This window comes from Bacterioplanes sanyensis (genome assembly GCF_002237535.1).
GTDB classification, from domain to species: domain Bacteria; phylum Pseudomonadota; class Gammaproteobacteria; order Pseudomonadales; family Oceanobacteraceae; genus Bacterioplanes; species Bacterioplanes sanyensis_A.
In genome coordinates this window covers 3,990,652-4,003,794 of the sequence record NZ_CP022530.1, presented here as the reverse complement: position 1 = coordinate 4,003,794, position 13,143 = coordinate 3,990,652, and the positions used below count along the sequence as shown (strand labels likewise).

At 54.5% G+C, this 13,143-nt stretch carries 14 protein-coding genes; 9 read left to right on the top strand and 5 right to left on the bottom strand.

From position 1 onward, the window contains the following. The first annotated feature begins 160 nt into the window (after positions 1–160). From CHH28_RS18390 to CHH28_RS18380, 3 genes are all read left to right on the top strand, one after another. Positions 161–517 (top strand): glutaredoxin family protein, encoded by a 357-nt coding sequence (locus CHH28_RS18390; RefSeq protein ID WP_094061680.1) that lies wholly within the window; start codon positions 161–163, stop codon positions 515–517. 73 nt (positions 518–590) lie between these two features. Beyond that, a complete protein-coding gene (locus tag CHH28_RS18385; RefSeq protein WP_094061679.1) occupies positions 591–1,556 on the top strand; it encodes a YheT family hydrolase in 966 nt (321 codons plus the stop codon). 12 nt (positions 1,557–1,568) lie between these two features. Next, entirely contained in the window at positions 1,569–2,114 is a 546-nt protein-coding gene (locus tag CHH28_RS18380) for an NUDIX domain-containing protein (RefSeq protein WP_094061678.1), read from the top strand. Between the two features lie 29 nt (positions 2,115–2,143). On the opposite strand, the gene CHH28_RS18375 is transcribed toward CHH28_RS18380, so the two are convergent. The 3 genes from CHH28_RS18375 to CHH28_RS18365 form a co-directional block, all read right to left on the bottom strand. Beyond that, a complete protein-coding gene (locus CHH28_RS18375; protein WP_094061677.1) occupies positions 2,144–3,202 on the bottom strand; it encodes an AraC family transcriptional regulator in 1,059 nt (352 codons plus the stop codon). Positions 3,203–3,464: 262 nt separating this feature from the next. After that, positions 3,465–4,157 carry a hypothetical protein gene (locus tag CHH28_RS18370; RefSeq protein WP_094061676.1) on the bottom strand — a complete coding sequence of 231 codons (693 nt, stop codon included), beginning with the start codon at positions 4,155–4,157 and terminating at the stop codon, positions 3,465–3,467. Between the two features lie 115 nt (positions 4,158–4,272). Continuing rightward, positions 4,273–5,133, bottom strand: coding sequence for a MaoC family dehydratase (locus CHH28_RS18365; protein ID WP_094061675.1), 861 nt, complete (start codon positions 5,131–5,133; stop codon positions 4,273–4,275). Between the two features lie 155 nt (positions 5,134–5,288). Between CHH28_RS18365 and CHH28_RS18360 the strand changes: the two genes are divergently transcribed. The 4 genes from CHH28_RS18360 (at position 5,289) to CHH28_RS18345 (ending at position 8,136) form a co-directional block, all read left to right on the top strand. Continuing rightward, a complete protein-coding gene (locus CHH28_RS18360) occupies positions 5,289–6,332 on the top strand; it encodes an AraC family transcriptional regulator (protein WP_269843673.1) in 1,044 nt (347 codons plus the stop codon). 86 nt (positions 6,333–6,418) lie between these two features. Next, entirely contained in the window at positions 6,419–6,700 is a 282-nt protein-coding gene (locus CHH28_RS18355) for a hypothetical protein (protein ID WP_094061674.1), read from the top strand. A 99-nt stretch (positions 6,701–6,799) separates the two neighbouring features. Further along, on the top strand, positions 6,800–7,843 hold the full coding sequence (locus CHH28_RS18350; RefSeq protein ID WP_094061673.1) for a DUF5610 domain-containing protein: 1,044 nt from the start codon (positions 6,800–6,802) through the stop codon (positions 7,841–7,843). 32 nt (positions 7,844–7,875) lie between these two features. Further along, positions 7,876–8,136: a glutaredoxin family protein gene (locus CHH28_RS18345; RefSeq protein ID WP_094061672.1), complete on the top strand. Its 261-nt coding sequence runs from the start codon at positions 7,876–7,878 to the stop codon at positions 8,134–8,136. A 13-nt stretch (positions 8,137–8,149) separates the two neighbouring features. On the opposite strand, the gene CHH28_RS18340 is transcribed toward CHH28_RS18345, so the two are convergent. Further along, entirely contained in the window at positions 8,150–8,422 is a 273-nt protein-coding gene (locus CHH28_RS18340; protein WP_094061671.1) for a ComEA family DNA-binding protein, read from the bottom strand. 93 nt (positions 8,423–8,515) lie between these two features. Further along, complete coding sequence (gene topA / locus CHH28_RS18335) at positions 8,516–11,170, bottom strand: type I DNA topoisomerase (protein ID WP_094061670.1); 2,655 nt, start codon at positions 11,168–11,170, stop codon at positions 8,516–8,518. Positions 11,171–11,477: 307 nt separating this feature from the next. Here topA and CHH28_RS18330 point away from each other — a divergent pair, with 307 nt between their 5' ends. Then, a complete protein-coding gene (locus CHH28_RS18330) occupies positions 11,478–12,257 on the top strand; it encodes a hypothetical protein (protein WP_094061669.1) in 780 nt (259 codons plus the stop codon). 3 nt (positions 12,258–12,260) lie between these two features. After that, a complete protein-coding gene (locus tag CHH28_RS18325) occupies positions 12,261–13,127 on the top strand; it encodes a 1-aminocyclopropane-1-carboxylate deaminase/D-cysteine desulfhydrase (protein ID WP_094061668.1) in 867 nt (288 codons plus the stop codon). The last annotated feature ends 16 nt before the right edge of the window (positions 13,128–13,143 follow it).

Genomic DNA, 13,143 nt, shown 5'->3' with positions numbered 1-13,143 from the left:
TCCGCTGCAGCGCCCGTCATTACTGAGTTTTACTTCGTATAGCGACAATGTGATTTTTTTCGCAAAAAGGCTGGATATTTAAATTCGCTTCCCTAAAATGCCGCTCGGTTCACATGTTTGTAACGTCCTGATGACGGTTAGCAAAATTATGGCGGTATCTATGAATCTGACCCGGCAAATAAAGGGCATGGCTTTGAATCTGATGGATCGTGTTGTGCCGGTACGCCCGGTCAGTCGCGATCAGCGCGAGCAAAGTCGTCTCAATCGAGAGTCGCGTCGCATGCAGCTGTACTTTTGCCGCTCTTGCCCTTCGTCTATCTCCGTCAAGCGTCACTGCGCCAAGTTGGGTCTGCGTGTGGTGGAAAAGGATGTGGACCGGGTCAACTCCTTCCGTAATGAGCTGGTGCGTGGCGGTGGCCAGCCTCGAGTGCCGTGCTTGCGCATCGCCGATGGCCAAAAAGAACACTGGCTCTACAGTCCAGATAAAATCCTCAAGTACCTAGACAGCCACTTCTAAGCTGCGACTGGCAAAAACAACCCTTCATTAACGCCGGCTGACGGTTACCATAGCGCAGTGCTATGGAGGACTTATGCCGCTGCTTGATTCTGCCTACCAGGCGCCTTTTGGTTTTGCTAATGGTTATGTGCAAAGCATTTACCCGACGTTGTTTCGGCGCTTGCCAACCGAGCATTTACAGCGCCAAAGCATTGAGCTTGATGACGGCGACTTTCTCGATTTGGACTGGAGCCGTGGCTTTGGCGATCAGCTGGTGATCGTTTCGCATGGTCTCGAAGGGCATTCGCGTCGGCCATACGTGCTCGGGGTGATGAGGCAGGCCAACCGGCAAGGGTTGGATGCGTTGAGTTGGAATTTTCGTGGCTGCAGTGGCCGGCCGAATCGCTTACCTCGCAGTTACCACAGTGGTGCGACGGAGGATTTGGCGGCTGTCATTCAATGCGCTCGCCAGCAAGGCTACCAAGCTATTCACTTGGTGGGGTTCTCCATGGGCGGTAATTTGAGTTTGTTGCATGCTGGTCGCGACAGCTTGGATGCCGCTGTGCGCAGTGTGGTGGCGTTTTCGGTGCCTTGTGATTTGCGCAGTAGCGCCGAGCAGCTGGCCAAGCGGCGTAATCGTGTGTTTATGTGGCGCTTCCTGCGCGACTTACAGCGCAAAATGAGTGACAAGGCGCAGCGTTTTCCCGAGTTGGTGTCGGTGGAGCGTTATCACCAGATTCGCACATTTAAGCAGTTTGATGATCGTTACACCGCGCCTTTGCATGGCTTTGAAGATGCCCACGATTATTGGCAGCAAAGCAGCTGTGTCCATCATCTTAAGAATATTCGAGTGCCTGCCTTGCTGGTCAATGCGAAAGATGACCCGTTTTTAGCCAAGGCCTGTTACCCGACTGAGATTGCTCGCGCATCACGCTACTTACACCTGGAACAGCCGCGCTATGGAGGGCATGTTGGGTTTGTGACGCGCAGTACCGATCAGACGTATTGGATGGAACAACGAGCACTGGCTTTTATTCAAGCGGTTAACAGTGGTCAGTGAAGGAGATTAGCGGTGAGTGAAGAAAACCCTTGGCAAGTACGCCGTTGTACTCAGGTCTACGACAATCCTTGGCTGTCGCTGGAGCACAATGACGTGATTAACCCGGCAGGTAAGGATGGCATATACGGCGTGGTGCGTTTTAAAACCAAAGCGGTGGCCATCTTGCCCATTGATGAGCAAGGGTTTACCTGGTTGGTCGGCCAATATCGGTTTGCAGTGGATCAATACCATTGGGAACTGCCCATGGGGGGCGCACCTCTGGGAGAGGCGCCGCTGGCCTGTGCCCAGCGCGAATTGGCCGAAGAAACCGGGCTGATTGCCGAGAGTTGGCAGCTGCTGCAAACCTTGCATCTGAGCAACTCCGTCACCGACGAACAGGGCTTTATCTATCTGGCCAAAGGTCTGACGCAAGGTGCTGCTGCACCTGAGGAAACCGAGCAACTGCAAGTGCAGAGGATAGAAGCCACCACTGCATTGCAGTGGGTGATGGACGGCAAGATTACCGATGCAATGACGGTTGCGGCATTGCAGGGTGCGCGTCTGCGCGGCTTGATTTAGAGGTCAGCAGGGCGGTTGCCCTGCACAGACTAAGCGTTGACCGCCAGATGTGGCGTGGTAGGAATGCTGCGATGGTTTTGGCGATACTGCGCTGGGCTTTGATCCATCTCTTTGATGAAAATGCGATCCAACGTGCGACGACCGGATAAACCAATGTGCAGAGCAATCTGCTCAATGCTGTCATTGCTGTCAATCAGCATGCGCTTGGCAGTTTCAATCCGCACCTGCGTGACGATTTGCTTAAGTGACGTCTCTTCTTTATGTAGGTGACGATTCAATGTCCGTGCACTGATATGAAAATAGTCGGCCACTTCTTGCTGGTTGGCATTCAGACGTACTTTGTTTTGCGCCAGGGCTTTACGGATGCGCTCAGCCAATGAGCCCGAGCGGGCCAGCTTGCGATATTGCTCTTCTACCTCACGCTTCATCATATTGAGAATATGAGGGTTGGTGTTGTGCAAGCCTTCGTCTAACCAGCGACTGTGGAACTGGATGGAGCACTCATCGCTATTGAACTCAATTTTGCTGCGCCACTGACGCTCGTATTGCGTGCTGTATTGGGTTGCAGGGAAGGGCAGTGCGATGCTTTCAACTGCTAGATCTTGGCCACACAATTGGCGTAGCCAATTTAACAGCGTGCTGATCACAATTTCACTGCGATGGCGCTCTGCAGCCAGAATGAAATTGTCTGGCACTGGCAGCTTCACTTTGATGATGTTGTCGCGTGTGCGGGTCACCTGCACTTCCAGTTGATCGCACAACAGAGAAGAGAACTTCTCCATGTAATACAGTGCTTCGCGCAGTGTGTTGCAGCACAAAAACAGGTGTTGCAGCTGACAACTACCATGGGCGCTGAACTTGTGTGCCGGTTGCACACACAGGGCTTCATTGCCGGTTTGGCGGATGATGCGACTGATCAGCTGGTCAGCGTCTTGAACGCTGACGCGTCCGTCGGGATCACGCAGATGCTTCAACACTCGCTGGATCGCAGCGTCATCGTCGTGATCGGCGTCGAAGAAGGCTGGTCCGGCAACGTCCAGCAGTGGCCTAATCAGGGCCGTAGATATGTAACCTTGTTCCGTGTTCATAGGCGTCGGACTGTATTCACCATGTTGAGCGACCGGTAGTGGCGTGTTTTGCCACCCTTTTGGCTAATAATAACCATTATAGTTATCGTGGGTGACAAAATCTGTCACATATTGCGTCTTGTTGTAACCGGCCAACAATAAATTTCGATCCTCGTGACCCCAGTCACACTTTCTCAGCGTCATCAGGGCCCGGTAAAGGCCAGGGACGCAGGTATATATAGAAAGCGTTTTCGCCGATCAAGGCTTTTTATTGAGCATAGGGTCAGAATTCATAGTGTACTCCTAGAGTGACCAGCTGAAAGCGAACCCGTTCAAAGTCCTGGCTGTCCAGTGCGGTGGTGACCAGCTCTGCCCGTGCGGCAAAGCCGTTGCCAGCATGCCAGATAAAGCCACCGCCGGTGATCTGATCTACGGCTGAGGCCTTGCCTTGTTTGCCTTTTACCTGAGTGACGACAGGTTCGCCTGATGCATCGACCTGAGCGGTGATTTCAGTTTGCTGATAATCGCCAGACCAGATGTTAGCGCCGGTTTTGAGGAAAAAATCGAGCTGCTCGAGTAGCTGAATACGGTAGCGCAGCATGACCAAAAAGCCTTGTGGTCGAATGGTACTCAGGCCGCGATAGGTGCTGGAGGCAGGCTCGTCGTCATTCGCGCTTTGCTGAGACACTGTGCCGCTGCCAACACCTCTGAATACCGGGGCTTGTTCGCGGTCGGCTTCGCTGAAGTCGATGCTAGGGTCGTCGTAGCCCGCTTCACCCATGTCCAGCAGGCCAAACTCCAGTGCCAGGCTATCGGTGATGTTCGGACCAAAGTTCACTTTGACTGGCGTGCCAAAGCTGTCCATGTCTTGTGAGTCGGTGATGCCGGTTTGCAGGCTGACAAAGCCTCCATCGGCATAGAGGTTCGAGGCCGAGCAAAGCAACAGGCTTGCGGCTACTAGTCTGAAAGGTGCCATGGGCGATCCCGTGAGAAGTCATTGTTGTTATTGTTGGCCGCGGTGGGCGCTTGAAGGATCATACCAGTGGTGCACAGCACTCGCCATCGCTGGGCGAGGCTGTGACGTGGGAGACTCAGTGGCCTTGCCAGTGGCCCGTCATGTGAATGCGGCTGTTTTGTGCACGGACCTCAAAGCTAACGTTACTGCCCTCCGGTTGGTAATGCAGAGCGATATCGGCGGGCAAAAAGATCGGTTGTTTAAACTGCACCGTCAGTTGCCCCTGGCTCATGTCGACCATATTGGTCAGTGCTGCGGCGGTTCGGGCTTTGGTCCACATGCCGTGGGCAATGTGCTGTTTAAAGCCAAACAAACGCGCGCTGAACGGATACAGGTGAATCGGGTTGGAGTCGCCAGATACCCGCGCATAGCGGCGCCCCAGATTGCTGGGTAGATGCCAGCTTTGTTGATGATCGAAGGCTGCAGGTGTGGGCGGAGTTGTTTTTTTCTTGCTGCTGGCCGTCTGGCTGCGTGCCAAGTTAGTGCTGACGCTTTCCCACACCAGTTCACCCATCACTCGTACCTCGGTCACGCAATCAAACTCCAGACCCTTGTCACTGTGCTGACTGGCGCCAAGAAAACAGCGGATATCCAATGCCTCGGTGACGGCAATCGGCCGGTGCTGTGTGATCTGGTTGCGTACATGCACCAGTCCCATGGGTGCTAATGGGAACTCCGGGTGCAGCATGAGTTCAAGGTGCAGTGGAAACGCCAGAATGTGTGGGTAGGTGTATGGCAAGTATGTGTGCTGATTAAAACCGCATACCTTAGCGTACTCGGCCACTTTGGTTGGGTCGCAGCGCTGGCGGATTAAGGCTGCTTCCAGTGATGGCATGGGCGGCACTGGTTTGCCATTACCACGCGCGAGCAGTGCGCGCACATATTGTGACCATAAGCCGGGCGGTTGGTGATATTGCATGGGAGTGGCGAGGTGCATGGCGTGATTCTCTTTTTTTCTTCAGTGTAGGCGTCTTGTGCATCGCGCCATTGGCAGTGGCCAACCAAGGCCGTTGTCAGAACAGTCAATTGGCGCTTGCTCTGTCCGGCTTATCTGGCAAAATCGAGCTTCTGTTTCAGGAATTTCAAGCACTTATGTCAGGCGGAATGGCGGAACTGCGCGACTCGGGCATCATGATTCAGCTGGCTTTCCAGGCCATGCAGCGTATGGGATTGGATCAGCAGCATATGATGAAGCGCTTGGGCGTCACGCCGGAGTTGCTCCAGGATCGTCATGTGCGCACCCCGCACGAGGCGCAACTGATGTTCTGGCAGGTGATGGAGCAAGAGACTGCAGACGCCGATATCGGGCTGCATTTGGGTGAGCACATGCCGGTCTACAGCGGCCAGGTGTTGCAATACTTGTTTCTTTCCAGTGCGACATTCGGAGATGGCCTCACCCGTGCATTGAATTATCAGCGTCTGCTCAGCGATGCATCGCAGTCCACCATTGGTGAAGCCGACGGTCTGGCTTACATTCAGGTCGACAGCAGCAGTGGCCGTGTGGCCGGTTTAAGGCAGCTGAACGAATGCTTGGGGCTTGGGTTGGTGCGCTTCTTTCAGTTTGTCACTGACAACGCGTTTGCCCCGGCTCGCATCGATTTTTCCCATGACGCACCGGCATCGACTGGCGAACATCAACGTTTGTTTGGCTGCCCGATTCAGTTTTCCATGGCGGAAAACCGGTTGTACTTCGACCGGCAGCTACTAGCATTGCCGTCCTCATTGGCCGAGCCAGAGCTGCTGCAATTGCATGAGCGCTTGGCCAGTGAACATGTCGCACGGCTGGAGCGCCAAGACATCGTTAGTCAGGTGTACAAAGCCTTTGGTGAAATGCTTGAAAGCGGTCAGGTAACGTTGGAGTCGGTGTCGTCGCGGCTGGGCATTAAGGCGCGCACCTTGCGCACTCGACTGGCCGAAGCTGGCACAAATTTTAACCAGCTGTTGGCCGACTATCGTTGCAACCTGGCTAAGCGATTGCTGGCCGACACGGACGAAAGCATCGATGAAATTGTGTATCTGACCGGTTTTTCAGAGCCGAGCACGTTTTACCGTGCTTTTAAGCGCTGGACCCATCAAACCCCGGTGGAATATCGCACCAGCAAGCGCGCCCACAGCGCTAAAGCTGTTGAGTACTAATCACAGCTGTCTTTTCTGCAGTTACTGGCTCTCTGAGTGCGAACAGGCCATTGTATAACCTGATGGTTTGGCAAAGGGAGCCGACGATGAATCACAGTAACAATCTTATCCAGCCTTTGGTGGAACACTTGGCCGCGCAAGCAGATTTAAGCGATGCCCGGCGTGCGCTGGCTGAAGCAGGGGTGTTCAGCAATGCCGAGTTAATGGCGATGGACGCTGAAGCACTCAAGGCGTGCTACAAAACGCTGCGCCACACGGAGCTCAAACACAGCAGCAGCGATGAGGTATTGAAGGCCATCGATGAGCACCAGGCGTGCTGGCCAACGGACCTGAGTGATGACTTCAAACAAGGCGCCATCAGCTACTGAGTGAGCGTTTTGTAGTCATACTGACTTTTTGCCCTGGATTTCTTTCAAGTCACCTCCTGATTCGCCGATATACTGAAGAAGCTGCATCAGGAGGTGCTTATGGCCATTCAAATTCCCCCGTCCGCATACGCTCGTTCGTCACTCAATTCGTCTTCCCCGGCTGCTCGCACCGAAGCGCCTGCTGCAGATAATAGCGCTGTTGGCAAAGTGGCTGGCATCGTACGCTCTGAACCGCAAAGCGCCGAAAAGACAGCTGCCAATATCCTCAACTTCGTTCAGCGCGGGTTACAGCAACTGCAAGCGCAAGGCGGCGATAGTGAGCGCTTACAGCAGCGCCTCGATGCGGCGCGCGAGGGAATCGAAAAGGGCTATCGCCAAGCGCAAGACATGCTCGACGGCATGGGCATGCTGGACGATGAACTGAAAAGCCAGATTGCCGCAGGACGCGAGTTGGTGGACGCTGGCCTTGATGCATTGGCAGAGGACCCATCAGCCGAGCTGTTTGCACCCGCCGAACAGGCGGTCTCTTCTTCGGCGCAGCTGTCGGTCAGTAACCAAATGAGTTTGCAGGTGGTGACACGTGATGGTGATCGTGTGCGTGTTAGCTTTGCTCAGTCCAGCTCTGCTCAAGCCAGTGTGGGCGACAATCGACTGTCGTTACGCAGCAGTGCAGAGCTTGGCTTTCAAATGAGTGTTGAAGGGCAGCTGAGTGACGAAGAGCGCAGCGCCTTGGATACCTTGTTTGCCGATGTGTATTCCTTATCCGAGCAGTTTTTCGCCGGTGATCTGGGCGGCGCTCTGGAGCAGGCCATGTCGCTGGGCTTTGACGGTCAGCAACTGGCATCGATGAGCTTGGATTTACGCCAGCAAGCCAGTGTTGCACGGCAAGCGTTTTACCCAGCACAAAAGCCCGAACTGCCCGAGCCGTTGCAGGCGGTACAAGCGCCGCTGGCAGCTTATAGCGAGGCCTATGAGCAGGCGTTGCAGCGGGCAAACCCGTTGGCTGAGCCACAGCAAAGCCTGCGCGATATGATGTCAGCGCTGTTGCCAGAAGAGTCGCGTATGCCGATTTGGCAGAGCTTTTCGGACGGTTTGGATCAGGCGTTGGCGCAGCGCGATTTGGCCAGTGATGCACTTTCCTAGGTATACTCGCGGTTTTTTGTGGGAACTGCGCCATGGCTTGGCTGTTATTGGGCACCGAAGGCTGCCACTTATGTGACGATGCCCGGCAAGTGCTGGTGTCGTTAGCCGGATACATTCGGGTTGATGTGTTCGAGCAGGACATTGTGGAACACAGTGAGTGGTTAGAGCAGTTTGCGCAGCGCATTCCTGTGTTGCTGGATGAGGCATCAGGCGAATCTCTAGATTGGCCTTTTAATGCTGAGGATGTGATGGCCTGGCAGCAGCAGTTGCTGGCAAAAAAAGAGCCGCAGTAGCGGCTCTTTTTATTTATTCGACCGTTAACTGCGCTCGATTGGATTGCAACGTCGCGTTACCAATACCTTTTACTTTGGTTAGGTCGTCGGTGGTGGCGAACTTCCCGTGGTGTTCGCGATAGGCCACAATCGCTTGGGCTTTGCTCGCACCAATGCCTTTTAATGCACTGAGCTGCTCGACGCTGGCGGTGTTGATATTAATGAGCTGTTCGGTCTTCTCTGGATTGGCGTAAGCCGCCGCTGAGCAAACCAATAGAGCGAGAATTGCAGTTTTAATCCATTGCATAGGTGATTCCTCCTTGGTGGAGAAATCAGCCTAGCAATGGTGTTTGGTGGCCGCTATCAGCGTTATTTCCGATTTATATGAGCGTTTGGGTCACTATTTTTTCTTACTTTTACTGGTTTTCGCTTTGGCTTTTTGCTGAATTTGCCATTGTCCGTCGACAAAATACGCACTCCAGCCGGTCGCCTTGCCCTCGACCTCGCTCATCACATACTGCTCTTTGGTTTTGCGGCTGTAGCGAATGACGCTTGGGTTGCCATCATCGTCTGCACGCGGCGCATCCAATAAATAGTGGTACTTTTGCGGCAGCTCCGCTTGATGCGACAACAATTCCGCTACCAAAGGCGCACGGGTCTCACGATTTTTCGGGAACTGACTGGCCGCTAGGAACAAGCCTGCGGCGCCATCGCGCAACACGTAAGTGTCGTCGACCTTCTGACAGGCCAGCTCCGGCATTGCAATTGGGTCCATTTTTGGCGGCGCTGGCTCACCATTTTTCAACAGCTTGCGGGTGTTTTTACACTCGCTGTTGGTGCAGCCAAAGTACTTACCAAAGCGGCCAGACTTGAGCTGCATTTCACTGCCACAGCGGTCACATTCTAACGTTGGGCCATCGTAGCCTTTGATCTTGTAATGACCTTGCTCGACTTCAAAGCCAGCACAATCTGGGTTGTTGCCACAGATATGCAGTTTACGCTGCTCGTCAATCAAATAGCTGTCCATAGCGGCATCACAGAGGGTGCAGCGTTTTTTGTCCATCAGGCGACGGCTTTCGGCTTCTTCATCTTCCTCTGCTTCAATCGCTTCTTCGCCCGGAATCAGATTCAGGGTTTGGGTGCAGCGCTCTTTCGGCGGCAAGTTGTAGCCAGAGCAGCCGAGGAATACGCCAGTCGAACCGGTGCGGATCTGCATGTGCCGGCCACACGCGGGGCAGTCGATGTCGGTATCGACGGCAGTATTGGGGCGCATGCCGTCGTCGCCTTCGGCTTGTTCCAGCTGTGACTGAAAGCCGCCATAAAATTCGTCCAGCACTTGGGTCCAGTTGACATCGCCATCGGCGATGTCATCCAGCTTTTCTTCCATATTGGCGGTGAAGCTGAAATCCATTAGATCGGAGAAGCTTTCACACAAACGGCTGGTAACAATATCGCCCATTTTTTCGGCGTAAAAACGTCGGCCTTTAAGACTGACGTAACCACGTTCTTGAATGGTCGAAATGATGGACGCGTATGTGGATGGTCGGCCAATGCCGCGTTTTTCCAGCTCTTTCACCAACGCCGCCTCAGAAAAACGTGGCGATGGCTTGGTGAAATGTTGCTTCGGCTCAATGGCGTTTAATTGCAGCACGTCGCCTTGCTGAACATCGGGCAGCAAAATGTCGTCATCGCCTTTGCCCTGTGATGGCAGCACTTTCAAATGGCCATCAAAGCGGATCACGCGGCCACGAGTACGTAACTCGTAATCGGCTGCGGCGAACACAATACTGGTGCTGGTAAAGCGCGCGTCGGTGGTCTGACAAGCGACAAAGCGACGCCAGATTAAATCGTACAAACGCTGTGCATCTGGTTCCATGCTGCTCAAGTCAGCGGCACGAATCGCCACATCGGACGGGCGAATGGCCTCGTGCGCTTCTTGCGCGCCTTCTTTTGAGCTGTAGCGACGCGGCTCTTCGGGCAGGTAGTCACTGCCGAGCTGATCTTCGATGTAACTGCGCACACTGTCGATTGCGTCTTGCGACAAGTTGGTCGAGTCGGTACGCATGTAGGTGATGTAACCCGCCTCGTACAGGCGCTGCGCCAGCGTCATGGTTTTTTTAACACTAAAACTCAGGCGCGTGCTGGCGGCTTGTTGCAGTGTTGAGGTAATGAACGGCGCTGCAGGACGCGAGCTGGTTGGCTTATCTTCGCGTTTGGCGACCTGATAGCTCGCACCTTGCAACGTGGCCACTGCCGCGTGTGCTTGCTCGGCGTTGTTTGGGCGGAATTCTTCGCCTTGATGTCGCGTAACTTGGGCACGCAGCTGCTCGCCTTGTGACGTGGCCAACTCGGCAAAAGCTTCCCAATATTCCTCTGGCACAAAGGCGCGAATTTCACGTTCACGTTCGACGATCAAGCGCACGGCAACGCTTTGTACGCGCCCGGCAGACAGCCCGCGTGCCACCTTTGACCACAATAGTGGCGAGACCATAAAGCCGACCACACGATCGAGGAAGCGGCGCGCTTGCTGCGCGTTCACCCGATTCATATTGAGGTCAGATGGTTGCTCAAAGGCGGATTGAATGGCGTTTTTGGTGATTTCGTTAAACACCACGCGGCGGTATTGCTCTTCTTTGCCACCGATCAGCTCACGCAAGTGCCAGGCAATGGCTTCCCCTTCGCGGTCCAAATCCGTTGCTAGGTAAATGTGGTCAGCATCTTTGGCCAGTCGCTGTAGCTCATCGACCACTTTTTCTTTGCCTGGCAACACCTGGTAGTTCGCCTGCCAGTTGTGTTCCGGGTCGACGCCCATGCGCGCCACCAGCTGTTCTTTGGCTTTGCGTTTCTTGTGTGCAGCCTTTTCTTCGGGCGACATTTTTCGCGTCAGCGCCGCTTGTTTGGCTCGCTCTTTGGGGTCGGACTTGCTGCCCGACCCGGACGTCGGCAAATCGCGCACATGGCCGACACTGGACTTCACGACAAAGTCTTTGCCCAGATATTTGTTGATGGTCTTCGCCTTAGCCGGCGACTCCACAATTACCAGCGATTTGCCCATATTCCTTTGCTAAACCTATTGTTTGTTGCCATGGCAGGAGCCCGAAGCGGACACTTTATAGGCTTACCCCCGGGGTGGGTCAAGCCCAGCTCGTGCGTCTGTGATGGCGTTTTCACGGAATTGGCACGCCAAGTGCCAGCCAAATCTCGAAGTTGACGCCCCTGAACTTTGTAGTCAATGTAGCCCACTTTGATTGCGCTGCTGACAGATTGGTGGGCGAATTGACTATCCTTATGAGTGGGTGTGGCGCTGTTACCAACGCGCCCGACGCAACCAGACAGAGCTTTGAAGTAGGAGTACACAACGAATGTCGGCAATCGGTTTAGTCGTGGCCATAGCCTTGCCGGTGGCGTTGATTTTGTTGGGGCTGGTGTATGCCGGGCGACGTCAGCAGCAAAACCATGTGAAGCGTTTGCAAGCCAAAGCCATTCGCCAGCGCGCCGATGAGCTGTTGGAAGCGCTGGAATTTTTGATCTCCGTCGATAATCACAAAGAAATTCAGCTGCTGATGCTGGAACGCGCGGCGTACCTGTATGAACGGTATCGCCAAGAATTGCCTGCGACCGCGGAAACCAGCAGCAGCGATGAGCTGGACGTCGATTATTACAAACAGCAGATCGAATCCAACTCCGGTCGGCGGCGGGTGCTGAAAAGCGACCGCGAAATTCGCTACGCCAAGTCTCAATTTTCTAAAGTGTTAAAAGCCCTGGGCCCGATGATTAAAAGCAAGGTGATTTCCGAGTCCGCTGGCATGGAGTATCGCCGCTACTTGCGCCTGACGTTGCTGGAAAAAGAAGTCGATACCTTCACCGCACAAGGTGATTTGGCGGCACAGCGTTCTGATGTCGTCACTGCCAGCACCTATTTTAAAGCGGCTAAAAAACTGCTGATCGAATGTGATCTGCAGTACCCTGAGAAAAACGAGCGCATCCGCGCGTTAACGCAACGCACCTCGGATTTGTATCGCGGTGAGCAATACGTGGCGGAAGACAACCTCAGCAACGAGCTGTCGAAAGAAAACCAAGCACAGCAAGATGAGTTTGGCATTCCGCTGGATCCCAATTCTGGGGTGAAAAAGCGTTTTTAAATCATGACTTCACCGGACGGCCCTCACTGGTTGCAGCCGCTCACTGAGTTGCTGCGGCAACCGCCACGCGTTCAATCACTGAACACTAACACCGACTTACTTTGGCTCAATAGTGATCACGACACCATCACTGGCAACAAACCGTGGAAATTACACGGTCATCTATCTCGCTTGGCGCATAAGCCGTCGGCATTGTTGAGTTTTGGTGGGCCGTATTCCAATCACCTGCATGCATTGGCAGCCTGCGGCCAGCTGTTGTCGCTGCCCACGATTGCTGTCGTGCGCGGTTATGCGGACTGTGCGCTGACTCCCACGCTGGCTGACTGCCAGCGCATGGGGATGGAGCTGGTATTTGTCGATCGCAACACCTATCGCCAGCGCCATGAGGCGGATTTTTTAGCGCAGCTGCAGCAGCGCTGGTCAGCGACCCTCATACCCGAGGGTGGTTCGGGGCCACACGGTGTAGAGGGTTGTGTGCCATTGGCGCAGTGGTGCGCAGGTTATGAGCAGGTGTGGCTGGCGGCGGGGACAGGTACCACCGCCGAAGGCATCGTCACAGGATTGCCTGAGGACACCGAGCTGGTGGTGGTTAATGTGGTCGCTGACCAGGGCGAGCTGCTACGACGTTGGTCCGCGCAGGTACCCGGCCGCTGGCGCATTGTTGATGACATGCACGGAGGTGGCTTTGGCAAAATTCCCACAGCGTTGCGTCAGTTGATCGACCGCTACGACACACAGGGGATTGCCCTTGACCCTGTGTACACCGCTAAGCTGTTGAACGCATACGAGCACTATGGCGAGGCGGATAAAACCACCTTACTGATTCACACTGGTGGCCTGCAAGGCCGGCGCGGGCTGAGTGAGCGCTAGCGGCTGTGTTTGAAAG